Raw genomic sequence first — 24,051 nt, forward strand, 5'->3', positions numbered from 1 at the left:
AACAATAGCGAAGAACGGTTAAGAACTTCGCTATCGAAAATAAATGTTGTCGTGCTGAAATTATTCTTCAGTAGCTGCAGGGGCTTCAGTAGCACCTTCAGTTTCTTCGGTTGCAGCATCTTCAGCCGGAGTAGCCTCGTCAGCAACTTCTTCTGTTTCTTCTGCAACAGGGGTATTTTTAGCAGCAATTGCAGCGGCCCTGTCTTCTTTTTTCTTAGCCTCTGCAGCCAAAGCAGCTTTACGCGCGTCGGCCTTAGCAGTAGATAAGTTATCTTTTTTACCGGTGATCTTTCCTTCTTTCTGATCTAACCAAGCCTGGAATTTCTCTGCAGCTTGCTCTTCTGTAAAGGCACCTTTTGCCACACCACCTTGCAGGTGTTTGCGGTACAATACGCCTTTATAAGAAAGGATAGCACGGCAGGTATCAGTTGGCTGTGCGCCACTGTTTACCCACTCTAAAGTTTTGTCGAAATTAATATCGATGGTTGCAGGGTTGGTATTTGGGTTATAAGTACCAACACGCTCAATAAAACGGCCATCGCGTGGTGCGCGTGAATCCGCTACTACGATGTAGTAAAGAGGTTTGCCCTTTTTACCGTGTCTTTGCAATCTGATTTTAGTTGCCATTTTCTTTTGTTTATGTATTCAACATGCCCCCGGAGTTCATTCTGCGGGGCTGCAAAGGTAGTAATATTTTTTATTGTTTAAAATTCTGACTGTAAATAGTTTCGCGGTTAATTGATGCAGCAAAATCGCCAAACCATGTTGAGCACTCGTTACAAACGAGCGCAAGAGAAAAACTTGAAACGTTACTTTTCTTGACCGTCAAGAAAAGTAACCAAAAGAACTCGCGGCTGCACCCTGTGCTACAATGTTCCTGCACGTTTCAGCGCCAGTAATCCCCGCACAGACTGATGCCGCATTTTTCGGTGCTGTAAAGCCAGTGCCAACAATTCTCCATCTTTTAAAAGTCAGCGCGCAGCTTCGGTGATAAATATTTTGCGCTACTGAGGGCTCATGTGATGATGAGCGTGGGGTGTCATGCTGAGGCTCTCGAAGCATTGCCTGGCAATGGCCTTGTGCGGCAAAAGAAGCCTTGCGCTGACTTGGCATTTTTGATTCTTTTGTTGCTAAGACAAAAGAACGAAAGCTTTAGCGGCGAATGGGCGCAACGGAATAAGAATGTGCAGCACTTTAAAATTTAAGACCTAAATTTCGGCGCAGGAAACAAAAAAGCCTTTCCGTTTATACGGAAAGGCTTCGCTGTCATAGGTAGCTATAATATTATTCCTGCTCTATAAAATTCACTCTTTGGTTGGCTGTCTCTTTCATCTCTACGCGGTATGATTGAAACAAACCCAAGCCGCCAAAAATGGCTATCAAAGCAAAGTAAATAGACGGGTTGTCTTCGCCGGGTGTAGAGAATACATGCCAGCTGTCTAATGCATAAGCTAAGAACAAACCTAAGCCAGATCCGATCAGTAACAAACCCCATTTAAGGTTTTGATAGGGTGCCGATTGCGATTTGTAACGGCGCGGGTCCATGCCTCGCTCTATAAGCGCCATGCGCTCACGCTTGTGTAAATAAACAATACCAAAAATGGTTAAAAAGAATCCCAGTGGAACTAAGATGGGAATTAAGATGCCTGCGTTATCCATGATTTCTATGTTTTAAATTTATAATTAATTGTTTGTGTTGAAGCACTATTGCAATGTTTTCGAAAGCTATGACCACAAGCTTTTTCATGAGGTTACACCTTATTGGAAAAAAAATAGAAGTAAGAGCCAAGACACAAGATCAAGACGGTGTAATTACAAACGCCGGTCAGACAATTGTTCTATCTTAAGTAACTTAAAAACTTTATAACAAATAACTAAATTGCTGTAACCTGCGGCTTAAATATGTGGTCAGAGCTTATGTAAATAATGCAAAGCAAGCTTTCTGATATAGAACTGATACAACAAACCCTTGATGGTAACCAGTTTGCATACGCCGACCTGGTGAAACGTCACCAGCGGTTTGTGTTTACACTGGCTATGCGTTTTGCAAAAAACCGAGAGGATGCCGAAGAAATATCGCAGGACTGTTTTATAAAAGCGTATAGATCGCTGGCATCATTCCAGGGTACGTCGAAGTTTAGCACCTGGCTTTACACTATAGTATATACCAGTGCCATGACCTTTTTAAGAAAGAAGCGGGTTGATACTACTTCAATCGATGATGAGAATGTGTACCTGGAAGTTGCTGATACCGGCGGCGGGTATGATAATGATACGGCCGAAAAAAGGTCGCGCAGCTATTATGTAAATAAAGCTATCAGCCAGTTATTGCCTGATGATGCCGCGATCATAACTTTGTTTTATAACGGCGAGCAATCGCTGGAAGAGATTGGCACCGCTTTAAACATGGAACCAAATACCGTTAAAGTGAAACTGTTTAGGGCGAGGCAACGTTTAAAAGAAAAGCTGGAAAAAATGCTGAAAGGCGAAGTAAAGGAATTGATATGAACAGCATAGAAGAAAAACTTTGGGATTATATAGATGGCACTTGCAGCGCAGATGAGCATGCCGCTATTGCACGTCTTATTGAAACAGATGCTACCTATCGTGAAAAGTACGAAGAGCTGATAGCTTTCAATGTCGATATGGCCGGCCTTGACCTTGAAGAACCATCAATGGGTTTTACCTTTAAAGTAATGGAAGCGGTCAAACAAGAAACCGTTGCCGTTCCGCTTAAGGCAGGCATCAACAAAAATGTAATTCGCGGATTGGTAGGCATTTTTATAGCGCTTATTGTATCATTAATAATTTACGCTTTTCTGAACATCAACTGGTCAGCTGGCGGCAACGGTGCATATGAATTACCAAAAGTATCGCTGCCTGCCTTGAGCAAACCTGAAGGCCACTTTATTATGCAGGCGTTTGTGTTTGTAGATGCGGTGTTGCTATTGTTTTTTGCAGATCTGTACCTGCGCAGGCAGCGCATGGCAAAACAATTGTAATCAAGGGGCAAAATGTAGCGAATGTGCTACACTGTGTTTTTTGTTATGTACATGTGACGCAAAGAAACAGCATAGAGTACACCAACAGGCGGGATTTCCCGACAACGGCAGTTTGGTACAGTAATTGTTATAAACTCTTTGAACTGGTAAACTTACCAGTTTAATTGTGATAAGGTTTAGGTTGAAAGTCCTCAGGCGCAAGGCCTGAGGGCTTTTTATTTTTGTACCTGTCGCAATTTGCATGGCAATGCTTATTTTGTGCTTGCTATGAAAAAACTCGCCTTGTTAATACCTGCTTTATTAGCCTACAGCGCAATAGTTGCGCAGCCAAAATCTACCACCTTACCCCCGGCCTTATCTTCTATAAAAGAAGCTGACCTGAAGCGCGACATATTCGACATTGCAAGCGATGGCTTTCGCGGCCGCAGGGCAGGCACTATAGATGAGTTCCGGGCGGCGGCATGGGTTGCGCAAAAAGCAATGGAAGCAGGCCTAAAACCTGCCGGTGAAGATGGCACTTACTTTCAGTTCTATAATATCAAGCGCACGCAGATGGCTGCCAACAGCATGCTATCTGTAAATAATCAGCCGCTTACATTGTCAAAAGACTACTGGGCGTCACAGCCTGTTGACGCACGCTTCAGCGGCAATGTAAAATGGTTGAATACGATGGCAGATACCAGTGCAGACCTCCAAGGGAAGATCGTAGCCATGCCGATATTGCCGCCGACACCACTGCCCGCAAAATGGATCAGCCTTTACGGTTACCGTTACGCGGCACTGGCCATCCGGCAGCAGAGTGCGATATTAAGGCGCCATGGCGTAAGCGCCATCATTTTTGTGGCTGATGCTGTTATTGAAAGCGAAGGTACGCTGGCATTTGTAAGCCATAACTTCCAGGAAGGGCAATATGTAGTGCAGGGTTCGCCGGTAACGGCAAGGGTGAAACCTTTGCCAACACTGTTAATGAGGGGCGCACTTGCACAGCAGCTGAAAGCAGGCGCTTCAATAGAAGCCGACTTGCGCGCTGAAACGTATTTATACCCTTCTGTAAACGTGATCGCTAAGGCTGCGGGCACAGACGTTAAATTGAAAGAAGAATATATACTGTTCAGCGGGCACCACGACCATGATGGTATTGGTAACCCGGTTGCGCAAGATTCAATTTGGAATGGCGCGGATGATAACGCTTCTGTAACTGTAGGTATGCTGGCCATTGGCCGCGCCTGGGTAGCGCACCCCGGCAAGCGCAGCGTTTTGTTTGTATGGCATGGCGCCGAAGAGCGTGGCCTGCTTGGTTCGCGCTGGTATGCAGCGCACCCAACCGTCAACAAGCAAAGCATTGTAGCAGTGTTAAACGGCGACATGATAGGCCGCAACAGCGTAGATTCCGCAGCGTTATTGGGTAGCATTGCTCCGCATAAAAATTCCACGGCTTTGGTTGACATGGCTTACAAAGCCAACAGCAGTTTAACGAAGTTCAATATTGACACCTCATGGGATGATGCCAAACACCCCGAAGGTTGGTATTTCCGCAGTGACCATGTACCTTACGCGCAGGCAGGCATCCCGTCTATTTTCTTTACCAGTTTGCTCCACCCCGACTATCACACACCAAAAGACGAACCCGCAGGTATCAGCATTCCCAAACTTACTAAAATGACAAAGTGGATGTATGCTACCGGCTGGCTGGTGTCGCAAACAACGGCCAGGCCTGCATTGGATGGCAAATAAGTGTCCGTCTGGATTAGCGAGAAAGTATGTTGGTGGACAGGGTGGACAGGTAATCTATAGTGTCATGCCGATTCCGACCCTTCGGGATTTTTCGGCATCCCAAATGACATTTTTTTGAAAGCGCTCATTCGCCGCTTTGGCTTGTTACTTCTTTTGGCCGTCAAAAGAAGTAACCAAGAAAACTCGCGGCTGCACCCTGCGCTATAATGTTTATGCTGTTTTCAAAACCTGCAGTTGCCGCACAGACTGATGCCGCATTTTTTGGCGTTGTGAATGCAGTGCCAACAATTCCTTATACATTTTTAGAGTTTTTCAACGTCAGCTCGCAGTTTTAACTTAAAGAGCGGCGGCCTCGGCAGAAAAGGCGGGCCAGCGTTGGGGTGAATACCGTTTTAGCTTTTTCGGGCCGTAACCGAAAAAGCGTTAGAAAACGGTAGAGCGGGCTGAAGCGTTTTTCTGCCTTGATTTTTTGGTTACTTTTTCATCAAAGGAAAAAGTAACTAGCCCAGCGGCGAATGAGCGCTGAAAGAAATATTCTACAGGATTGCTGCGCTCGCATTGACAAATTGGTAAGGTGCTCCGACAGGAACGTTACCCGGAGCTTGTCAAAGGGTAGCGCGACAAGTTTGTCTAAGTCACCTCTACTCCCACCAGATCTTTTGGTCAAATTCTTCGCCGATAGCATATGGTTCACCGATCTGCGGGATCACTATCGGTTGGTGCAAGGCTTTGGCCTCTGCCATCACACGGATTGGAGGCTCGTTCCAGGGGTGAACGGACAGCGTAAACTTTGCCCAGTGCACGGGCATTAACACTTTAGCTTGCAGGTCTTGTGCGGCTTGTGCGGTTTGCTCGGGCATCATGTGTATATCGGGCCAATTAATGTTGTATTGCCCGCACTCGAGCAGTGCGAGATCAAACGGGCCAAACTTATCGCCGATGACTTTAAATTGCCCGTCATAACCCGAGTCGCCGCCCAGGAATATTTTATAGTCATTTAGTTTGAGCACAAATGACGACCAAAGCGATTGCCCGCGCTTAAGTCCCCGGCCCGAGAAATGCCTCGCAGGCGTTGCAGTAAACTCAACCTCTTGATTGATCTTTGCGCTTTGCCACCAATCCAGTTCGGTGATTTTATCAGGCGCTATACCCCAATATTCCAGGTGACTGCCTGCGCCTAAAGAGGTAACTATCTGTTTTATGTTTGGGTGAAGCTTAGTGATCGTCTCGTAATCCAAATGGTCATAATGATCATGCGTTATGAGCAAAACGTCTATATCCGGCATATCCTCAGCCTTATAAATATCTGCCCCAAGAAAAGCCTTACCGAAAAAACTTACCGGCGACGCATGCCCACTCAACACCGGATCTACAAAGATATTAAATCCCTGATGAGAGATGAGATATGATGAATGCCCGAACCAAACCACGGTTGGTACTTTTGCATTTAAGTTCCGGAGGTCCGTTTTTACAGACGGTATTCCTTGACCTGGCCTGACAGTTTTCGGCTGGCTAAGCAATGTTTTAAACAGGTCGAGGTAAGACGCATCTTCCCGCTTTATAGCAGTAGGCAATATGTTCTGAAAGCTACCGTCGCGGTATTGGAGAGAAGTTTTTATCCGTTTTTTCCGTACGTCCGCAGGGAGTTTACCAAATGCTTTTATATCGATCATTACGGACAAATGTAATATTTAGCACTAATCGCTTCGCGGGAGTTATGTCTGCCGAACATCCTTTTTAGCTTTAAGGCGTATTTCGTATTTTAGCGCTTTCATGCCGATTAGAGACAAAATTTACTTCGCTTCAGATTTTCATTTAGGTAACAGTAACTACCATGCCCATACCGAACGTGAGCTGCGTATAGTTCGCTGGCTGGATATGGTCAAGGAAGATGCTGCCGAGCTTTACCTGGTGGGCGATATTTTCGACTTCTGGTTTGAGTATAAAACGGTAGTGCCGAAGGGATACATCCGCTTCTTAGGTAAACTGGCAGAATTTGCCGACCTGGGCGTAAAGCTCACTTTTTTTAAAGGCAACCACGATATGTGGATGTTTGGCTACCTTACCGAAGAACTGGGCGCCGATATCATCAGCGATGAACTGATCATTGAACGCGGCGGCAAACGCTTTTACATTCACCACGGTGATGGCCTTGGCCCCGGCGACCGTAAGTATAAATTCCTTAAGAAGTTTTTCCGCAGTCCGGTATGCCAGTGGTTATTCGAGAGGTTGCACCCCAACCTGGGTGTAGGTATTGCCAACGCTTGGAGCAAACGCAGCCGCATCAGCAACGGCAAAAAAACCGACAGGGTAATGCATCAGCACGAATGGCTTGCAGAATACAGCCGTGATGTGCTTACTAAAGAGCATTTCGACTACCTGATCTTTGGCCACCGCCACATGGCTATGGATGTAAAGCTAAGCGACACCAGTCGCTATATCAACCTGGGCGAATGGGTGTACACCAGCAGCTACGCCGTTTTCGACGGAAAGGATGTAAAACTGCTTGCCTTTGAGCGCGACCTGGAGCTGATGGATTTTACCGCAGCATTGACGGTGGGGCATTAATCAACAATTACGGCGTTGTCATTTTGAACGAAGTGAATCCTGATAGCTATCGGGATTATTCAGCCACCGCATTACTCATAAGATCCTTCGTTACACTCGGGATAACAACTCTTATATTTTAGTATAAGCACCCCAAGAGTTTAACAATCCGCTGATTTATTATACGCCTTAAAAGCAGTACCTTTGACCTCTCCTAAATTCTCTCCAAAGGAGAGAGGATTTTGAAAGGAAGATTAGTAAAGGTTGCGTTAGCGATTGCAGCGGTTAGCCCGCATCCGTCAGCTGACGTAGAGGACTATGAGCGTAAAGCGCGGCACGACGAAGGAGTGCAACGCCCAAATACAAATACACCCCTCCCAACCCTCCCCAAGGTGGAGGGCTAAAAAAATAAAAAGCTCCCTCTCCTTCGGAGAGGGCTGGGGAGAGTAAATTAGAGTACATAGGATAACACCATGTTAGATAAATTAGAACTGATTAAAGAACGCTGGAAAACGGTTGAAGGCGAGTTGAGCAGCCCCGACGCGATGGCCGACATGAAGCGCTTTGCCCAACTGAGTAAAGAATATAAAGACCTTACACTTATTGTGAACGAGTATGATGTTTATAAGAATATTATGAGCAACATAAACTCGAGCAAGGAGATTTTGGCTACCGAGAAGGACGAGGAGTTTCGGGAGATGGCTAAGATGGAGCTGGATGAACTGCTGACCCAGCAGGAAGAGATGGAAGAAAAGATACGCCTGATGCTGATCCCCAAAGACCCCGAGGATGCCAAGCATGCCATTATCGAGATACGCGGTGGTACCGGCGGCGACGAGGCTGCTCTTTTTGCCGGCGACCTCTACCGTATGTACATGCGCTACTGCGAACGCCAGGGCCTGCGTACCGAATTGGTTGATTATACCGAAGGCACCGCAGGTGGCTATAAAGAGATTGTGTTTAATGTATTGGCAGATGACGCCTACGGCACGTTGAAATATGAGTCGGGGGTGCACCGTGTACAGCGCGTGCCTGATACCGAAACCCAGGGAAGGGTGCATACTTCGGCGGCGTCTGTAGTGGTACTGCCCGAGGTTGACGAGTTTGACATAGACCTTCAGGTGAGTGATATCCGTAAGGACCTGTTCTGCGCTTCGGGGCCGGGCGGGCAGTCGGTAAATACTACCTATTCGGCAGTTAGGCTTACGCACATCCCTACTGGTATCGTCGCCCAGTGCCAGGACCAGAAGTCGCAGCTGAAAAACTATGACAAGGCCTTACAGGTATTGCGCAGCCGTGTATACGAAATGGAATTGCAGAAACACATGGAGGAGGTTTCTAAAAAACGCAAAACCATGGTATCTACCGGCGACCGCTCTGCCAAAGTACGCACCTACAACTACCCGCAAGGGCGCGTAACAGAGCACCGCATAGGTTTAACCATATACAATTTGCCTAATGTAATGAACGGCGACTTGCAGGAAATTATGGAATCGCTGCAGTTTGCAGAGAACGCAGAAAAGCTGAAAGAGGGTACGGTAGCGTAATTTTTAAAATATTTTTGAGAATATAAGCCGAAACTCTATATTTGCATTCCCAAACGGGAGGAGTGGTAGTTCAGCTGGTTAGAATACATGCCTGTCACGCATGGGGTCGCGGGTTCGAGTCCCGTCCATTCCGCTAAGAAGCCTTTAGATGATATCTGAAGGCTTTTTTTGTTGAATGGCTTTTTACGTTTACATTATCCAGAGTCAGGTTGAAGGAAGCTTTTATAAAGGCTTTTCAGAAAATCCCGTGCAAAGACTTGCGCAGCATAACGACGGTAGTGCTACTTACACGTCAAGAAAAATTCCATGGAAACTTGTTTATGTAGAAGAGTTTCCATCAAAACAAGAGGCTTTAATTCGCGAGAAAAATTTAAAGAATGCTACCATCGAACGAATTAACGCATTGATAAATCACCCAAAAAATATCGTGGCGAGGTTAGAATAATAGGGCTTGTCATCCCCACAGTAATGTGGGGACGGGTACTCCCCACAGCCTTGTGGGGACGTCCATTCCGCTTAGAGGTCTTTAGATAATATCTGAAGGCTTTTTTTGTGCTGGTGGCATTACTGGTATGTTGAGATTTAATTCTGCCTGAATGATCGTCCTATTCCCCCCAAACCTAAACCCCTCCTGCTGGTTGTCATTGTATGAGCAGGGCATTTGTAAAAGAAGGTGAGAGCGACCAACTGAAGGATGTGGCGCCTAATATGGCTTCGCTGCAGTTTTTTCTGAAACGCGAGAATGGCTACACCATTACCGAAATGAGAACACGCTTTAGCGAGCAGTTTCAGCGCGAGGTACATGATATGAGCGACGGCCTTAGCTATGGCCTTAATGATGCCAACCAGTGGCAGGTATACCTCGACTAATTACAACTGGCAGGTGCGTTTGCGCTCTTTCTGCATCAGGGCAAGGGCAATAACTTCGCTCGCCAGGCCTATACCCGTAATAAAGCCTGCAGCACCATCGGGCAAATGATAGTGTTTATTGATGATCGGGGTAAGTGTTACCAGCATTAACCCGGTAATAAGAAATGCTAAAGCCTTTTTTGTAAATCTTTGTTTCATGATTGCTTTATTAGCAATGTTTAGATACGCCAAGGTAAGTATTGTTTCATTGACCTGTCCTAAAAAAAGTTGACACTTTTAATTGTTAATACTGAATTGAATTTACACTTTTTATTTTAGTCCTTAAAGGGGTTTACACTTGCTCTGTTATTTGTTGATGATTGGGATAATAGTTTCGCCATCGCCGCCTGAGGGGTCCGGATTCCCGGTGTGCTGCCTGTGGTGTCATCATATCTATACTGCTGTGCGGCCTTAAGTTGTTGTAAGTATTTATAGCGCTGCGTACCGCACGTGTTGCACCGCTCAGGTTTTTGTAAGCCTCATTTAACAGTTCAAGTTTAAGTATACCGTTTACACGTTCTGCAATGGCATTATCACGCGGGTTCCCGCTTTGGGTCATACTGATACCAATGCCTTCTTTGATCAAAAGTGCTGTATAGGTACCGCTGCAATATTGCGTGCCGCGATCCGAATGATGGATCAGCGGGGTGTCGGGTTGCTTTTGTGATAAGGCCATTTCAAGTGCTGTAAGGCAGCTGCCGGTAGAAAGATCATGGCTCAGACAGAAGCCAATGATCTTTCGGCTGTAAGCATCCGTGACCAGGCTCAGGTAAGCAAAGCCCTGCCCCACGCGGATGTAAGTGATATCGCTCACCCACAGCCGCCCCGGCGCTGCAGGCACCAGGCCGCCCGTCAGGTCGGGGTATTTCTTAAAGCGGTGGCAGGAAAAGGTGGTACGCGTACGGTATATTTTCCTGCGCACCAGCAAGCCGTTTTCTCTCAAAAGCTCAAAGAATGCATCCCGCCCTATGCCGGGCCGTATCAGTTCAAGCAGTTTCCTTGCACCCAGCCGCGGCTGGCGGCGACGGTGTGCCATTACTTGCTGAATGATTTCTTCTTGTTTAAAAGTCCGCATTTCTGTGGACCGGTGATGCTGGTAATAGGCTTGTGAACTGTAACCAAGCAGTCTGCATAACTCGCGCAGCCCGCGGCTGCGTTTTTGCATGCTTACTCCGACTGCCTGGTGCCAGACTTTTTTCTGATGTTGGTACCCAGCTCCTTATCTGCTATATCTATGATGTTATTCAGCAGCTCATTCTTTAGCTGCTCTGTCCGTAACATCGCTTTCAATAAAGACACATCATCGGGAAGAACTGTCTTCTTCGAACTTCTCAATGCCTTTTCGTTTAACTTGTCCTTGTTCACTATGCGGGAAATAGTTGTGGGTGATACGCCGTACTTTTTTGCTAAGGTACGCAAACTCTTACCCATGATCTCACGCTCATGTATGATACGCTCCGCTTTCCATTTGTCCATCTTGTTCCTCTACTTTTCTGTAAACTTATTTCAGGACAAGTCACATCGCGCCAAAACTTTTTGGCAAAAATTTAAAACAAACCCGGCCCCGCACAGTTGTTTACTAAAAATATTAGTATCATGAAAAGCAACGATCAGGAAGAAAAACTATTCGACGAGCAGCATACCGGCAATATCAAAGGTTCTAATATGATTAAAGACCCGCAGGACTGGAAGACCGGGGATGAACCAATGACCGGTGCACAGCACTCGTACCTGGAAACGCTGTCGGCAGAGGCGGGCGAAGAAATGGATGAGACGCTAAACAAAGCGCAGGCATCACAAAAGATCGACGAACTGCAGCACCAAACCGGCCGCGGTGTAGATGACGGCGGCGGAAAGTAGTATCATACGCTCTATAGGCAGGCGGCTTATCCCCGCTCTTTTTTCCAGGCTTTTTTCATTGTGGCATAATGGATATTTGCTTCCGCGGCTTTCCATTTCTTATAAAATATCGCCGCGGAGGCTGCCTTTTCCGTTTCGCCGGTGCCCCGTTCAAGTTGTTGGTAGTGGTTATCCTTATTGTACTTTTTGCCGCCTTTGTAGTTAGCATACCTACGTGCACGGGTGTAGCCCATTTGCAGATATTTACGGGCCATATCGGCACCTACAAAATCATCTTTTTCAAGATAGCCCTCAAATAGTATATATATCTGTTCACTGCTTTGTTTGGCAACCGCAACATCCTTAAAACGCCAATGTTGTCCAATTTCAGATTTATACGGCTCACAAATAAGCACCCCCTGCTCACCTTTGCCAACTTTATATAATTCCGGGTGCTTGCGGTAATCTATATCCGGCTTCCAGGAGTAAGCCGGCTTGTCAAAATCGAGATATGATGGCTTGTCGCTCATATGGTTAGTAGATGAAACCCGCACGGCAAGTGTTCTGTTTGCAGGAGTATACCGATGCTCTTCAAAATGGAAATACTACTTTTGGTTATGGAGATGCAGCAAAAGAAACCGCTTGAGTTAGAGCGACTGATATTTTTCAGCGACGCCATCGTCGCCATTGCCATTACCCTTTTGGCATTCAACTTAAAGCTGGATGTACCCGCAGGCAAGCCGCTCACCTTTGCCGACCTGATGCGCCCCTGGGAAACCTATCTTACTTTTGTACTCTCGTTCCTTAACATAGCCGGGTTCTGGCAAACGCATCACACCATTTTTGTATTCATCCGCAAGATAGACCGTAAGATGGTAGTGCTTAACCTGGTTTGGTTGTTCTTTATCGTGATACTGCCGTTCACCACTTCTGTAATCGGATCACACTTTGGCAGCATCCCTGCAGTGTTTCTGTATTGCAGCAACGTGTTTATGCTTTCGCTGATGCAGAAATTTATCTGGGATTACGGCAATGATGAAACCGCCGACAAAGCTTATCAGGCAGACCAAAAACTGGAACACATCGATACAATGTTTACCCTGCACCTGCTGAACGGCGTAGTGGCTATAGCCTGCTCCTTCTTTTATCCGGTAACGGCTTTTATACTGCTCTTCTTCAAAATACCGCTCTTTGTGGCAGCATCATTCTACATAGCAGGTATCCGCAGGCAACAAAAAAGGGCAGGGAAAGTGAGTTGATCCTTCAGGCTAAGCCTTATCTTTTCGCTTGCGCGATCACTTCGTTATTAAGGCGAACATACTCGTCGGTCTTGGCAGCGGCAGCAATTTTAGCACCCTCCTCGGCGGTGGCGATGGCAGCAGCTTTATCGCCTTTCCTTAATAGCACGCGGGCCTTCCACAGCTTAGGCACAAACGGTGGAAAGTTTTTGTCTTTTTCCAACTCATTTGCCCACGCCAAGGCCTTGTTCATGTCTTTGTTATTGTTATAGTAATAGATCAGCGCTTCATAGTAAGGCTTTTTGGCGGTGTTCATGGCCGAGTCTATCCTTGCCATTACTTTGGCGTCGATGTCGGTAGCCATATGGATAGTAAAGCCGCTATGATCCCACATCATTTGCAGGTTGCAGGTGGTAGGCAGCACGCTGGTAAAGGCAAGCGTCATGGTTTCTGTAAGCGCGGGCAGGTGTTCTGTCTTAACCTTGAAGCGCACATAATCATCTGCTTCTTTGTAGGAATAGGCACCCCATTGTTTAGGTTGTTTGCTCAGGATGATGGTCCACTCGCTTACGCCGGGGATGCTGAATAAGCCATACTCGCCCGCCGGCACTTCGTGACCTTCCAAAGTAACATCATCGCTGAATTTTATTACCGTAGCCGAGTTTGCACCTGTACGCCAAACCGTTCCGTATGGCTCCATCCCGCCGAATATTTTACGGCCCTTTACATTAGGGCGGGAATAGGTTAGATTAATCTTACCGAGGCCAAAATCCTGTACTACACTTTGGGTAGTACTTGGCTGGGGAGTTATTTGTGCTTGTGCATTGAAAGATATAAATGCGGCAATGGCTGCTAAAATGATAGATAGCTGTTTCATAGATAAGTGGTTTTATGCCACTAAGTTAATATTTAAGTCATCCGACAAAAACAAAAAAAGCCGGCCAGCTACCCGGGCGACTTCTTTATATAACTTAACTATTTACAGATGCCGTTCTTCCGGTGCATCTTATTCAGCCAGAATATGGTGTTTTAGCAGATCTTCACGGTCTGTTTTTGGTGCTTTGTGCTTTTTATGCAGGTAGTCCTTTGAGTGATCTTCGACATTTTCGGTAGCGGACTCGCCGCCCTTAATTTTTTTTAGTAAGGTATTTAATTGTTTGGATACCTCGCCGCGTATAGTTGCACCTCTTTTGGTCATGAACAAATATGTTGCCGCGCCTGCGGCCAGCGAACCAATTAGCATACCAATGATTAGTGAGCTATTGTCTTCCTTTTCAAATGGATTTTTCATTTAATTACTTTTATTAATTAACGTGATATAGTGCTTTTGGTTCTGCAGGGCTTTGTTTAAATTTTAAACCGCTTAACGGTCCAGACCAGCCACTTTGCTGGTTATAAAAAAGCCTGTCATCGTAAATGAACAGGCTTATCGGTGATCAGGTTATCGGCAGGTTATTTCCACCCGCCACCAAGCGAGCGGTACAGGTTTGATACGGCAGCCAGTTCGTTCCGTTTAATCGAAGCCAGTTCCAGCTCTCCTTGCAGCACATTGCTTTGGGCCGTGATCACTTCCAGGTAATTAGCCATTCCGTTTTTAAACAGCAGATTGGCATTACCGGTAGCTTTTTGTAAAGTGCTTACGCGGTTAGCGGCAATGGCTTGTTGCTCTTTAAGCTTGTTAATACTTACCAGCGCGTCTGAGACTTCGCCAACGGCGTTCAATACCGACTGGCGGAATTGTATGACCACCCGCTCACGTTCTACCTGAGCAACTTTGTACTTAGTGCTCAATTCTTTGTGGTCTAAAAGCGGCTGTATCACGCTCCCGACCACCACGCCAAACAGCGATGCGGGCACGTTAAACCAGTTACTGGCTTTAAAGGAGTTAACGCCACCTTGTGCAGAAATGCGCAATGCAGGGTACATATTCGCTTTGGTGATCCCTACGTTTGCGTTGGCGATATTAAGCTGCAGTTCCGCGCTGCGCACGTCCGGCCGGCGGCTTACGATGGCGGATGGAATGCCTGTGCTCAAACTTTCGGGCACCGTGATCTGGTCAATGGATGCACTACGGGCGATCTTGTCCGGCAATTCTCCGGCGAGTAAGCGCAATGCGTTTTCCTGTATCGCAATATTTTGTTCAAATTGCGGAACCAATTGCTTGGCTACCTGGCGTTGCGCTTCTGCTTGTTGTACAGCCAGTAAGGTTACTTGGCCGGCGTTGTATTGCAAGCGGATTATCTGCAGCGTACTGTCGTTTAACTTCACGTTCTTTTGCGCGATATCCAGTTGCGCGTCCAGCATCAGTAGATTATAGTATCCCTGCGACACATCAGCTACAATATTAGTTTGTATCAGCTTACGGGCTTCCTGTGACTGCAAGTAAGCGGCTAGAGTACTCTTCTGCTGATTTTTGATCTTTCCCCAGATGTCTGCCTCCCATGAAAGGGAAATGTTCGCCGAGTAATCTTCGATATGCTTACTTCCTAAAAATTGTGATAAACTGATGCCGTTTAAGCTGTTGTCGGAAGGGCGGGTAGTGCTCGCGGTAACGTTCGCATCTACCTGCGGCACGTAGTTCCACTTTACCTGCCTGAACAATAATTCAGACGCTTCGATATTTTTCAAAGCAACCTGCATATCATAATTCTTAGCGATAGCTGTATCTATCAGCCTTTGCAAATCGGATTGGGTAAAAAAGTCCCTCCACCTGATGTCAGCAATGCTGCTGTCAGCGGTTGTTTTAGGCTCCGCTTCTCTGAATGCTGTGGGCGACTGGTAAGCCGGGTTTTTTATGTCTTTAGAGACCGAGCAAGCGCCCAGCAGCAATACTGCCAGGGCAAGCCCGCTTAAATATTTTATCATGATGATATTATTAAATTGATGATGCAATTAGTCGTTTGGCACTTCCTGTAAATCTTCTAATAAGATGCCGATAGGTTTGCCGGGCTTACGTTCTTCGCCATCCATCAGCACAGCAACCGGGATACCGGTCAGGCGTTCCTGCAATCCCTGGAAGATGACGAACAGTACCGGGATTATAAATAGGCCCAGCAATACGCCCGACACCATACCGCCTGCAGCGCCAATACTGATGGAGTGGTTACCCTGCGCAGAAGGCCCGGTGGCGATACTCATTGGGAACAGACCGAATACGAATGCCATAGAGGTCATGATGATAGGGCGCAGTCTTAATCTCGATGCCTCGATTGCTGCATTGATAAGGCTCAAGCCTGCCTTACGGCGCTGGACGGCAAATTCAACTATCAGGATGGCGTTCTTGGCAAGCAAACCAATGAGCATAATCAGCGCAACCTGCACATAGATGTTATTTTCTATACCTGTTAAGCCTAATACTACAAACACACCGAGTATACCTGTAGGGATAGACGCGATAACCGCCAATGGAAGGATGTAACTTTCATACTGTGCGGATAGCAAGAAGTAAACGAATACCAGACATAACAGGAACACGATGGTAGACTGCCCGCCTGATGATATTTCTTCGCGGGTTTGGCCCGAGAATTCATACGCGAAGCCGGATGGCAATTGTTCTTTAGCGGTTTCCTGGATGGCTTTAATGGCATCGCCCGAGCTGTATCCTGGCTTAGGGATGGCATTGATCTCGATAGAATTGAAAAGGTTATAACGTGAAGCCGTTTCTGAGCCGTATACACGGGTAAGTTTCACCAATGTGTTGATTGGTACCATTTCTCCTGTGCGGTTTTTCACATATACTCTGTCAATAGATTCCGGGTCGGTACGGTCGGCAATATCTGCCTGAACAACCACCCGGTAATATTTGCCAAAGCGGTTAAAGTCTGACGCTTGCGCGCTACCAAAGTAAGCCTGCATAGTTTGTAAAACATCTTTCACGCTCACGCCAAGCTGGTTGGCCTTTTCGTCATTCACCTCTAATTGCAATTGAGGATAGTCTGCCTTGAAAGATGTAAAGGCGTAGGCTATAGCCGGTTTCTGCATTAGCTTGCCAATGAAATCATTCGCCACGCCGCTAAACTTGTCCAGTTTGCCGCCGGTCTTATCCTGCAGCACCACATCCAATGCCTCTACGTTACTGAAGCCCGGTACTGTTGGAAAGCTGAACACGAAAAAGCTGCCTCCGGTAATGGCGCCCAACTCTCCGCGGATAACGTTCTGTAACTCGTTAATATCTTTAACCTTGCCGCGGTCTTCATTTGGCTTCAGCAGCACAAAGATCACCGCTGCCGAGGGACTGTTTGAGGATGTCAGCAAGTTGAACCCCGATATGGCTGTCACAAATCGCGCGGCAGGTAAAGCCCGCAGTTTGGCCTCGGCATCATTTAACACTTTGGTTGTACCGTTTAACGAAGTGCCCGAAGGGGTGGATACGGATATCGCCACAAACCCCTGATCTTCTGTAGGGATGAAGCCTGATTTAGTAGTGCTTACCAGGTAAACCGTGGCAAGTACAACTAACGCCAAACCGCCCATGCTTAGCCATTTATTTTTGATCAGGAACTTAATACCGCCAACGTATCTTTCGGTCACAGCGCTAAAGCTTTTGTTGAAGCCTGCATAAAATTTCTCTTTGAAACCTTTGGGAATTTCGCCGCTATCTTTATGGTTGCTTTTTAAGAACAGTGCAGCTAAAGCCGGGCTCAGGGTCAACGCGTTAACCGCTGATATAACAATAGCTATAGCCATAGTGAATGCGAACTGGCGATAAAATATCCCTGTCGAGCCGCTCATAAAACCTACGGGAAGGAACACTGCAGCCATTACCAGGGTAATGGAAATAATGGCGCCCGTAATCTCGTGCATAGCCTTTGTAGTGGCAGCCTTTGGTGCAAGATGCTCGTGCTCCATTTTTGCGTGTACCGCCTCAACCACAACAATGGCATCATCCACAACAATACCGATAGCTAGTACCAGCGCGAACAGTGTTAACAGGTTGATGGAAAACCCGAACAACTGCATAAAGAAGAAGGTTCCCAAAATGGCAACCGGGACCGCAATAGCAGGTATCAACGTCGACCTGAAGTCTTGCAGGAAGATAAATACCACGATAAACACCAATATGAAGGCTTCTATCAGCGTGTGTTCTACCTGGCTGATCGATTCATCCAAAGCAGTTTTGGTACGATAGAACTGGTTCCACTTAATACCGGCAGGGAATTCTTTGGCTGCCTTTTCCATCACCTTGTCAACCGCTAATTGTATTTCATTGGCGTTTGAACCGGCAAGCTGAATTAAACCGATGGCGACACCATCTTTACCATTCAAATGGCTCACACTGGTGTAAGAGTATGCACCAAGCTCCACCCTGGCTACATCCTTTAAATGCAATACAGAACCATCGGCATTAGCGCGAATGGCGATGTTTTCGTATTCTTCGGGCTTGTTAAGCTTACCCTTGTATTTTATCACATATTCAAACACTTCTTTGCTGCGCTCGCCCAGTTTACCGGGAGCCGCTTCCAGGTTTTTATCCTGTATGGCAGCCATCACTTCGGCAGGGGTAATTTTGTAGGCAGCCATCTGGCCGGGGTTAAGCCATATCCGCATGGAATAATCCTTTACCCCACCGAATATCATCGCAGAGCCAATGCCGGGTATACGTTTGATCTCGGGGATGATATTGATCTGCGCGTAGTTGGCAACAAAGGTTTGGTCGTACTTTTTAGGGTCTTCGGTGTACATACCCACCGCTCCTATCAGACTGTTTTGCTGTTTGGTGGTAGTGATCCCTTGCTGTACAACTTCGGCAGGTAACTGACTGGTGGCCTGGGCAACCCTGTTCTGCACGTTAACCGCCGCCTGATCGGGATTAGTCCCCTGCTTAAAGTACACGGTGATAGCCAAAGTACCATCGTTACTGGCGGTCGAGCTCATGTAGCTCATGTTCTCCACCCCGTTGATAGACTCTTCTAAGGATGGCGCTACCGAACGCAGAACGGTTTCGGCGTTTGCACCGGGGTACACTGCAGATACCAACACTGCCGGCGGGGCAATGTCGGGGAATTGCTGTAAGGGCAATTTGGTTAAACCAAGCACGCCTACGATCACCAGCAATATGGAGATCACTGTAGACAATACCGGCCTTTCTATAAATTTCTGAAACATGACGTTTGTGTTTAAGTAGATTAATTTTTTGCAACCACGGCTTTTACTTCGGGTGCTTTTTGCGGCTGGATCTTAGTGCCCTCCTGCAAGTGGTCGATGCCGCTTAATACGATTTGGTCACCTGCTTTAAGACCGCTATTTACCAGGTAGTTGGTTCCGCTTTTTCCCTCGATCCCGATAGGTGTCTTCTTTACCTTATTGCTATCGGCAACTGTAAATACAAATACCTTGTCTTGCATCTCAATGGTAGCTTGCTCAGGTACAACCAAAGCATCTTTGTGAATAAGGCTAAGGCGGACCTTGCCTGTATTACCCGAGCGCAATAATCCTTGCGGATTAACGAAACTTGCCCTTAGTGTAATGGCCCCGGTAGTTTTATCGAACTGGCCGTCTATCATATCTACCTTGCCTTGTTTAGCGTAAGGCGTATTATCGGCCAGTAACAGCGACACGTTTGGCAGGTGTTGCAACTTATCTTTTAAAGTCTCGCCGGGATATTGCTCTTTAAAGCTGACGAAGTCTTTTTCGCTAAGTGAAAAGTACACATGCACGTTATGCACGTCCGAAAGCTGGGTAAGTGCCGCTACGTCTGCCGGGGTAACCAGGCTCCCTTGTTTCTTTTCTAAACGGCCAATGTAACCGCTTACAGGCGCCTTAATTATTGTATATCCCAGATTTATACGCGCGGTGGAAACGTTCGCCTTTGCCTGTTCTACATTTGCCTTGGCAACGTTATAAGCAGACCGGGCTGTCTTTAGCTGAAAATCTGACACCACTTTGTTTTGCACCAGCGGCGTTAGCTTATCTATTTCTAACTGAGCGTTTGCCAGGGCACCTTCAGCAGCATGCTGACTGGCTAAAGCACTATTTAATGCGGCCCGGAAAGGTTGCTCATTGATCTTGAATAATGGCTGGGCCGCGTTAACGAAAGTTCCCTCGTCTACAAAGACCCTGTCTAAAGCGCCGCTAACCTGCGGGCGCACTTCTACGTTTATCGCGCCCTCAATTGAAGCGGGATAATCCTGGTAGGTTGTGTCGGTGCTGCTTTGTACGGTTTGCACCGGCAGAGATGGCGGCGGTGGCGCAGCCGCATTTTGTTGTTTGGGCGAACAGCTGAATAATGCCATCGCTATAATAATTGCTAATAGAGTTTTCATGATGATTAAAATTGACTTAGAGTTGTTTGATGTTAGCGCCGCGCGGATGCTGCGCGTATAAGAAGTATCGTCTTCATGTGAGTATTCGTATTTATCGGCGTTAAGATATTTAACATCGTTAAATGAAAGGCATGGATTTGAGCTGTCTGGTGTTTTCATAGGGCAGAGATAAATTAAGGTCGGCATTATTTAACAGTGTTAAATAAAATAACACTGTATATTAAATTAAAAATTTTTTTAAGGGGTGATAGAAGTGATGATACCACCGATAGCGTCGCGCAGCACCTGGCGATTGATCTCATCTGATGATCCACGACTAAGTATATTGATTGATATAAGGCCATGTATAACAGACCAAAACGTGTAATATTTTGTACAGATAACCGGCGATTCCATATCGTCTATCTTCATCAGCTCACCGATTGAACCGGTAATGATATCCCATGGCAGGTCTGCTTCGGGCAAGCCGTTAACCTGCTCGCAAGAGCAGTTAGTAGTCACTCCGAACATGGCCTGGTACAGCTCTTTATTGGCAAACGCGAAATTCCAGTAGGCGGTCCACATAGCTTCTAACTGGTGTGCCGGCGACCGATGCTTTGCCTTTGCTTCTTCCAGATCGCGGCCCAGCATCAGGTAGCCCTTACGTGTAAGCTCCAATATGATCGCTTCTTTGTTGGCAAAGTATTCGTAAATGATGGGGGCAGTATATTCTATCACGTCGGCTATTTTGCGCATGCTTAGTGCCGCCCAGCCCTCTTTTTTTACAATGCACATGGCAGCATCAAGGATGTTTATCCTTGTTTCTTCTTTCAATCTAAGTATCCTGTCCTTGCTTGCCATAACACGCTTTAAATTATTTAACAGTGTTAAGCAAATATACAGCCGTTAATTTTAAAATAGTATAAAATGAATGTCATTTAATCTCGTCACAAACGTTGCCAATAATTGAAATTAAAATAGGGTGTTTTCACGGTAGCGGCTATTCATTACTGTTCATAAATTGCCCGAAAGCAATTTTAGCTTACACATTTTAGCTGTTACGATATGTCTGTTGAGAAGATTTTGAATGCCGATTGGTCGGGCATTGACAAGAAAAAACCAATTGGCGATAAAGGCACCATTACCTGCGAAGAGGTTTATGAGATAGATCACCTCATTGAAGTTTTTAAAGAATTTTACCCGGGTTATAACGAAAAGGAGATCATTTATGCCATTGCCGCTTCCTGGCGCGGCATGAATGGCAAACAACCCCGCAGCCGTTTTGTGGCTGCTGTCGCCTCGCGTCTATGCGGATATTACCAATTGGTAAATTAGCCCGCCCAGCCCTCGCGGTCTAGGCTGCGGAAGTGGATAGCTTTTGCAAGGTAATGGTATCTTTAGTATCATTAAGTAACGCTTATGTATGAAGAAAAGCGTTAATTTTCCTGAGTGAAAACTTATACAAGTTTTGTGCTGGGGCTGGCGTCCGTAGGAACCCTCTCTTATATCGTTGCAGATCTGTCCCACGAGGCATTAGGACACGGAATAATGTGCCTGTTATTAGGTAATAAAGTATCGCTAATAAGTTCGGTGTATTTTAGAAGCGTACCACACAGCTTTATTACGGATACAGGTGGCCCTTTAGGCAATTTGATAATAGGCGCGGGCTCTGCATGGTATCTTAAAAACACCAGCGCTAAACATTTTTGGAGATCGCTGTTGCTATATTTCTTCGCGTCATTTAACCTTTATTGGTTTTCCTGGATGTTGCTTTATGGAGGCTTAAGTGGTGTTGGCGATTTTATACTGGCATTTGCCAAAAATATTCAACTGATATGGAGAACGTTACTGATATTTTTTGGTATAACGTTTTACATCATCAGTTTTAAAAAGTTAGCGACTTTATTTCGTATGTCTATAATACCGCTAGCGGCCAACTTTTCTACCCCGTTGCTACGCCAAACTTTTTTTATTCCTTGGTTAGCAGCTGGTGTGGCGTCCCTTGTAGCGGCCGGTTTTTATAAAAGCGTAAATGCTGGGACGTTTTATGAAGCGATAAATTTCCCGATGTTTCTGCCGGTATTATTGATTCCACGTTATTTAAATTTAAGAACAAAAATTTCAGAAAGTGAGCTAACGACTAGCATTGAGCTACCGTTGATTGCCTTAGCAACTTTTATAGCATTTTGTGCTGTAATGGGACGTGGCATCACTTTTTGAATTTAATAGTCAAAGACGTAACCAAGTAAGCACACAAGCAGTTAGCCAGCCCAGCCCTCGCGGTCTAGGCTGCGGAAGTGGATTGCTTCGGCCAGGTGTTCGAGTTTTATTTCCTCACTTGCGGCAAGATCTGCTATGGTACGTGCAACTTTAAGTATGCGGTCGTAAGCACGTGCGGAAAGGCCCAGCTTTTCCATTGCGCGCTTCAATAAGTTCTGCCCCGCCTCATTTATCTTACAAAGCTCGCGCACCATTTGCGGGCTCATTTGCGCATTGGCATGCAGATCGGGTTTATTGCCGAAGCGCTCTATCTGGATGTCGCGCGCTTTAATTACGCGTTCGCGGATGTCTTCGCTCTTCTCGGCCAACCGTTCGGAAGAAAGTTCATTAAAATTCACCGGTGTAACCTCGACATGTAAGTCGATACGGTCAAGCAGCGGTCCTGATATCTTGCTCAGGTACTTTTGTACAACTCCCGGCGGACAAACGCATTCCTTCTCGGGGTGGTTGTAATAACCGCATGGGCATGGGTTCATACTGGCCACCAGCATAAAGCTGCTGGGATAATCTACCGTAAACTTCGCCCGGCTGATGGTAACCCGGCGCTCTTCTAACGGCTGTCGCATCACTTCCAGCACACTGCGCTTAAACTCGGGCAACTCGTCTAAAAATAATACACCGTTATGCGCCAGGGATATTTCGCCGGGTTGCGGGTTGCCGCCCCCACCGACTAAAGCAACATCAGATATGGTATGATGCGGCGACCTGAACGGCCTTACCGTTACAAGCGCATCGGCAGCGGCCAGTTTACCGGCCACAGAATGGATCTTGGTGGTCTCTAACGACTCATGCAAACTCAACGGCGGTAAAATAGAAGGCAGGCGTCGCGCCAGCATGGTTTTACCTGCTCCCGGCGGCCCGATCAGGATCACATTATGGCCACCCGCGGCAGCGATCTCTAAAGCACGCTTAATATTCTCCTGACCCTTTACTTCGCTAAAGTCGCTGTCGTAATTGCTAAGGCTGTTATAGAATTCTTCGCGGGTGTTTACAATTTCCTGCTCCAGCAAAGCATCACCATTAAAAAACGAAGCGACCTGTTTTATGCTGTCCACACCATAAACTTCAATGCCACTAACTATCGCAGCTTCCCTTGCATTTTGTTTGGGCAGGATAAATCCTTTAAAACCTTCTTTACGTGCCTGGATAGCAATAGGTAGCGCACCCTTTATGGGCTGTAATGTACCGTCGAGCGAAAGCTCACCCATAATAATATACTTAACAAGGTTCTCTGCTTCCATCTGCCCCGAAGCAGCAAGTACGGCAGTCGCAATAGTAAGATCGTACGCGGAACCTTCTTTGCGGATATCGGCCGGGGCCATGTTGACCACAACCTGCTGGCGCGGCATGCGATAGTCGCAATTCTTTAAGGCAGACTCGATACGGAAATAACTTTCTTTAATGGCTACGTCAGGCAAACCAACTATGAAATATTTGGTGCCGGCAAGTATGTTTACTTCGACAGTTATGGTAGTGGCTTCTATCCCGTAAACAGCACTGCCAAAGGTTTTAACTAACAAGGTTTAAATATTTAGAAAGCTAAATATAGGCGTGTTGAGGTGGAGAAGCAAGAGGGGTTGAGTTTTTATGCAATATTGAGTGCAGTTTTATTACGTTCTTTTGTCTTAGCAATAAAAGAACCAAAAGTGCCAAGTCAGCGCAAGGCTTCTTTGCCGCACCCGGCCTTCGCTTGCAAGTAAGACAAAACCACGGG

The 24,051-nt window shown here is 46.4% G+C and carries 25 protein-coding genes and 1 tRNA gene; 12 read left to right on the forward strand and 14 right to left on the reverse strand.

Going from position 1 to position 24,051, the window contains the following annotated elements:
• Positions 1–60: 60 nt before the first annotated feature.
• Both GO620_RS12755 and GO620_RS12760 read right to left on the reverse strand, forming a co-directional pair.
• Positions 61–627, reverse strand: a complete 567-nt coding sequence (locus GO620_RS12755; protein ID WP_157525757.1) for a 30S ribosomal protein S16 — start codon at positions 625–627, stop codon at positions 61–63.
• 657 nt (positions 628–1,284) lie between these two features.
• Complete coding sequence (locus GO620_RS12760) at positions 1,285–1,659, reverse strand: DUF6249 domain-containing protein (protein ID WP_157525759.1); 375 nt, start codon at positions 1,657–1,659, stop codon at positions 1,285–1,287.
• A 267-nt stretch (positions 1,660–1,926) separates the two neighbouring features.
• Here GO620_RS12760 and GO620_RS12765 point away from each other — a divergent pair, with 267 nt between their 5' ends.
• The 3 genes from GO620_RS12765 (at position 1,927) to GO620_RS12775 (ending at position 4,736) form a co-directional block, all read left to right on the forward strand.
• The gene (locus tag GO620_RS12765; RefSeq protein ID WP_157525761.1) at positions 1,927–2,508 is read left to right on the forward strand and encodes an RNA polymerase sigma factor; all 582 of its coding nucleotides are present in this window, start codon (positions 1,927–1,929) and stop codon (positions 2,506–2,508) included.
• The gene (locus GO620_RS12770) at positions 2,505–3,002 is read left to right on the forward strand and encodes an anti-sigma factor (protein WP_157525763.1); all 498 of its coding nucleotides are present in this window, start codon (positions 2,505–2,507) and stop codon (positions 3,000–3,002) included. Before GO620_RS12765 ends, GO620_RS12770 begins: the two co-directional genes overlap by 4 nt.
• A gap of 267 nt (positions 3,003–3,269) precedes the next feature.
• Complete coding sequence (locus GO620_RS12775) at positions 3,270–4,736, forward strand: M28 family metallopeptidase (RefSeq protein WP_157525765.1); 1,467 nt, start codon at positions 3,270–3,272, stop codon at positions 4,734–4,736.
• A 641-nt stretch (positions 4,737–5,377) separates the two neighbouring features.
• On the opposite strand, the gene GO620_RS12780 is transcribed toward GO620_RS12775, so the two are convergent.
• The gene (locus GO620_RS12780; RefSeq protein ID WP_157525767.1) at positions 5,378–6,409 is read right to left on the reverse strand and encodes an MBL fold metallo-hydrolase; all 1,032 of its coding nucleotides are present in this window, start codon (positions 6,407–6,409) and stop codon (positions 5,378–5,380) included.
• A gap of 100 nt (positions 6,410–6,509) precedes the next feature.
• Here GO620_RS12780 and GO620_RS12785 point away from each other — a divergent pair, with 100 nt between their 5' ends.
• From GO620_RS12785 to GO620_RS12805, 5 genes are all read left to right on the forward strand, one after another.
• Positions 6,510–7,304, forward strand: coding sequence for a UDP-2,3-diacylglucosamine diphosphatase (locus GO620_RS12785; RefSeq protein WP_157525769.1), 795 nt, complete (start codon positions 6,510–6,512; stop codon positions 7,302–7,304).
• A gap of 452 nt (positions 7,305–7,756) precedes the next feature.
• Positions 7,757–8,830 (forward strand): peptide chain release factor 1, encoded by a 1,074-nt coding sequence (gene prfA / locus GO620_RS12790; protein ID WP_157525773.1) that lies wholly within the window; start codon positions 7,757–7,759, stop codon positions 8,828–8,830.
• 59 nt (positions 8,831–8,889) lie between these two features.
• Positions 8,890–8,963: transfer RNA gene (locus tag GO620_RS12795), tRNA-Asp, on the forward strand.
• 42 nt (positions 8,964–9,005) lie between these two features.
• The gene (locus GO620_RS12800; protein WP_157525776.1) at positions 9,006–9,275 is read left to right on the forward strand and encodes a GIY-YIG nuclease family protein; all 270 of its coding nucleotides are present in this window, start codon (positions 9,006–9,008) and stop codon (positions 9,273–9,275) included.
• Positions 9,276–9,478: 203 nt separating this feature from the next.
• A complete protein-coding gene (locus GO620_RS12805) occupies positions 9,479–9,700 on the forward strand; it encodes a hypothetical protein (RefSeq protein ID WP_157525778.1) in 222 nt (73 codons plus the stop codon).
• Here the strand turns inward: GO620_RS12805 and GO620_RS12810 are convergent, their stop codons facing one another.
• The 3 genes from GO620_RS12810 to GO620_RS12820 form a co-directional block, all read right to left on the reverse strand.
• Positions 9,701–9,898 carry a hypothetical protein gene (locus GO620_RS12810; RefSeq protein WP_157525780.1) on the reverse strand — a complete coding sequence of 66 codons (198 nt, stop codon included), beginning with the start codon at positions 9,896–9,898 and terminating at the stop codon, positions 9,701–9,703.
• A 133-nt stretch (positions 9,899–10,031) separates the two neighbouring features.
• Positions 10,032–10,904, reverse strand: a complete 873-nt coding sequence (locus tag GO620_RS12815; protein ID WP_157527017.1) for an IS3 family transposase — start codon at positions 10,902–10,904, stop codon at positions 10,032–10,034.
• 2 nt (positions 10,905–10,906) lie between these two features.
• A complete protein-coding gene (locus GO620_RS12820; RefSeq protein WP_200229806.1) occupies positions 10,907–11,215 on the reverse strand; it encodes a helix-turn-helix domain-containing protein in 309 nt (102 codons plus the stop codon).
• A gap of 120 nt (positions 11,216–11,335) precedes the next feature.
• On the opposite strand from GO620_RS12820, the gene GO620_RS12825 reads away from it, so the two are divergent.
• Positions 11,336–11,599, forward strand: coding sequence for a DUF3072 domain-containing protein (locus GO620_RS12825; RefSeq protein WP_157527014.1), 264 nt, complete (start codon positions 11,336–11,338; stop codon positions 11,597–11,599).
• A gap of 26 nt (positions 11,600–11,625) precedes the next feature.
• On the opposite strand, the gene GO620_RS12830 is transcribed toward GO620_RS12825, so the two are convergent.
• Positions 11,626–12,108: a DUF4385 domain-containing protein gene (locus GO620_RS12830; RefSeq protein ID WP_157527013.1), complete on the reverse strand. Its 483-nt coding sequence runs from the start codon at positions 12,106–12,108 to the stop codon at positions 11,626–11,628.
• 66 nt (positions 12,109–12,174) lie between these two features.
• Here GO620_RS12830 and GO620_RS12835 point away from each other — a divergent pair, with 66 nt between their 5' ends.
• Positions 12,175–12,837 carry a TMEM175 family protein gene (locus tag GO620_RS12835; protein ID WP_198173626.1) on the forward strand — a complete coding sequence of 221 codons (663 nt, stop codon included), beginning with the start codon at positions 12,175–12,177 and terminating at the stop codon, positions 12,835–12,837.
• 16 nt (positions 12,838–12,853) lie between these two features.
• Here the strand turns inward: GO620_RS12835 and GO620_RS12840 are convergent, their stop codons facing one another.
• The 6 genes from GO620_RS12840 to GO620_RS12865 form a co-directional block, all read right to left on the reverse strand.
• Positions 12,854–13,693, reverse strand: coding sequence for a DUF2911 domain-containing protein (locus GO620_RS12840; protein WP_157527011.1), 840 nt, complete (start codon positions 13,691–13,693; stop codon positions 12,854–12,856).
• A 129-nt stretch (positions 13,694–13,822) separates the two neighbouring features.
• Positions 13,823–14,107, reverse strand: coding sequence for a YtxH domain-containing protein (locus GO620_RS12845; protein WP_157527010.1), 285 nt, complete (start codon positions 14,105–14,107; stop codon positions 13,823–13,825).
• A 161-nt stretch (positions 14,108–14,268) separates the two neighbouring features.
• Positions 14,269–15,681, reverse strand: a complete 1,413-nt coding sequence (locus tag GO620_RS12850) for a TolC family protein (protein WP_157527009.1) — start codon at positions 15,679–15,681, stop codon at positions 14,269–14,271.
• 27 nt (positions 15,682–15,708) lie between these two features.
• The gene (locus GO620_RS12855; protein WP_157527008.1) at positions 15,709–18,921 is read right to left on the reverse strand and encodes an efflux RND transporter permease subunit; all 3,213 of its coding nucleotides are present in this window, start codon (positions 18,919–18,921) and stop codon (positions 15,709–15,711) included.
• Positions 18,922–18,941: 20 nt separating this feature from the next.
• Positions 18,942–20,237 (reverse strand): efflux RND transporter periplasmic adaptor subunit, encoded by a 1,296-nt coding sequence (locus GO620_RS12860; protein ID WP_317198305.1) that lies wholly within the window; start codon positions 20,235–20,237, stop codon positions 18,942–18,944.
• A 78-nt stretch (positions 20,238–20,315) separates the two neighbouring features.
• A complete protein-coding gene (locus GO620_RS12865) occupies positions 20,316–20,918 on the reverse strand; it encodes a TetR/AcrR family transcriptional regulator (RefSeq protein ID WP_157527007.1) in 603 nt (200 codons plus the stop codon).
• 204 nt (positions 20,919–21,122) lie between these two features.
• Between GO620_RS12865 and GO620_RS12870 the strand changes: the two genes are divergently transcribed.
• Both GO620_RS12870 and GO620_RS12875 read left to right on the forward strand, forming a co-directional pair.
• Positions 21,123–21,392, forward strand: coding sequence for a hypothetical protein (locus GO620_RS12870; RefSeq protein WP_157527006.1), 270 nt, complete (start codon positions 21,123–21,125; stop codon positions 21,390–21,392).
• Between the two features lie 114 nt (positions 21,393–21,506).
• On the forward strand, positions 21,507–22,277 hold the full coding sequence (locus GO620_RS12875) for a hypothetical protein (protein WP_157527005.1): 771 nt from the start codon (positions 21,507–21,509) through the stop codon (positions 22,275–22,277).
• A 41-nt stretch (positions 22,278–22,318) separates the two neighbouring features.
• Here the strand turns inward: GO620_RS12875 and GO620_RS12880 are convergent, their stop codons facing one another.
• Positions 22,319–23,857 carry a YifB family Mg chelatase-like AAA ATPase gene (locus tag GO620_RS12880; protein WP_157527004.1) on the reverse strand — a complete coding sequence of 513 codons (1,539 nt, stop codon included), beginning with the start codon at positions 23,855–23,857 and terminating at the stop codon, positions 22,319–22,321.
• Positions 23,858–24,051: the final 194 nt, after the last annotated feature.

It is taken from the genome of Mucilaginibacter ginkgonis (assembly GCF_009754905.2).
Lineage (GTDB): Bacteria > Bacteroidota > Bacteroidia > Sphingobacteriales > Sphingobacteriaceae > Mucilaginibacter > Mucilaginibacter ginkgonis.

Coding starts and splice junctions, on each gene's coding strand:
- GO620_RS12755 (WP_157525757.1), bottom strand. CDS start 627: ATGGCAACTAAAATCAGATTGCAAAGACACGGTAAAAAGGGCAAACCT.
- GO620_RS12760 (WP_157525759.1), bottom strand. CDS start 1,659: ATGGATAACGCAGGCATCTTAATTCCCATCTTAGTTCCACTGGGATTC.
- GO620_RS12765 (WP_157525761.1), top strand. CDS start 1,927: ATGCAAAGCAAGCTTTCTGATATAGAACTGATACAACAAACCCTTGAT.
- GO620_RS12770 (WP_157525763.1), top strand. CDS start 2,505: ATGAACAGCATAGAAGAAAAACTTTGGGATTATATAGATGGCACTTGC.
- GO620_RS12775 (WP_157525765.1), top strand. CDS start 3,270: ATGAAAAAACTCGCCTTGTTAATACCTGCTTTATTAGCCTACAGCGCA.
- GO620_RS12780 (WP_157525767.1), bottom strand. CDS start 6,409: ATGATCGATATAAAAGCATTTGGTAAACTCCCTGCGGACGTACGGAAA.
- GO620_RS12785 (WP_157525769.1), top strand. CDS start 6,510: ATGCCGATTAGAGACAAAATTTACTTCGCTTCAGATTTTCATTTAGGT.
- prfA (WP_157525773.1), top strand. CDS start 7,757: ATGTTAGATAAATTAGAACTGATTAAAGAACGCTGGAAAACGGTTGAA.
- GO620_RS12800 (WP_157525776.1), top strand. CDS start 9,006: ATGGCTTTTTACGTTTACATTATCCAGAGTCAGGTTGAAGGAAGCTTT.
- GO620_RS12805 (WP_157525778.1), top strand. CDS start 9,479: ATGAGCAGGGCATTTGTAAAAGAAGGTGAGAGCGACCAACTGAAGGAT.
- GO620_RS12810 (WP_157525780.1), bottom strand. CDS start 9,898: ATGAAACAAAGATTTACAAAAAAGGCTTTAGCATTTCTTATTACCGGG.
- GO620_RS12815 (WP_157527017.1), bottom strand. CDS start 10,904: ATGCAAAAACGCAGCCGCGGGCTGCGCGAGTTATGCAGACTGCTTGGT.
- GO620_RS12820 (WP_200229806.1), bottom strand. CDS start 11,215: ATGGACAAATGGAAAGCGGAGCGTATCATACATGAGCGTGAGATCATG.
- GO620_RS12825 (WP_157527014.1), top strand. CDS start 11,336: ATGAAAAGCAACGATCAGGAAGAAAAACTATTCGACGAGCAGCATACC.
- GO620_RS12830 (WP_157527013.1), bottom strand. CDS start 12,108: ATGAGCGACAAGCCATCATATCTCGATTTTGACAAGCCGGCTTACTCC.
- GO620_RS12835 (WP_198173626.1), top strand. CDS start 12,175: ATGGAAATACTACTTTTGGTTATGGAGATGCAGCAAAAGAAACCGCTT.
- GO620_RS12840 (WP_157527011.1), bottom strand. CDS start 13,693: ATGAAACAGCTATCTATCATTTTAGCAGCCATTGCCGCATTTATATCT.
- GO620_RS12845 (WP_157527010.1), bottom strand. CDS start 14,107: ATGAAAAATCCATTTGAAAAGGAAGACAATAGCTCACTAATCATTGGT.
- GO620_RS12850 (WP_157527009.1), bottom strand. CDS start 15,681: ATGATAAAATATTTAAGCGGGCTTGCCCTGGCAGTATTGCTGCTGGGC.
- GO620_RS12855 (WP_157527008.1), bottom strand. CDS start 18,921: ATGTTTCAGAAATTTATAGAAAGGCCGGTATTGTCTACAGTGATCTCC.
- GO620_RS12860 (WP_317198305.1), bottom strand. CDS start 20,237: ATGAAAACACCAGACAGCTCAAATCCATGCCTTTCATTTAACGATGTT.
- GO620_RS12865 (WP_157527007.1), bottom strand. CDS start 20,918: ATGGCAAGCAAGGACAGGATACTTAGATTGAAAGAAGAAACAAGGATA.
- GO620_RS12870 (WP_157527006.1), top strand. CDS start 21,123: ATGTCTGTTGAGAAGATTTTGAATGCCGATTGGTCGGGCATTGACAAG.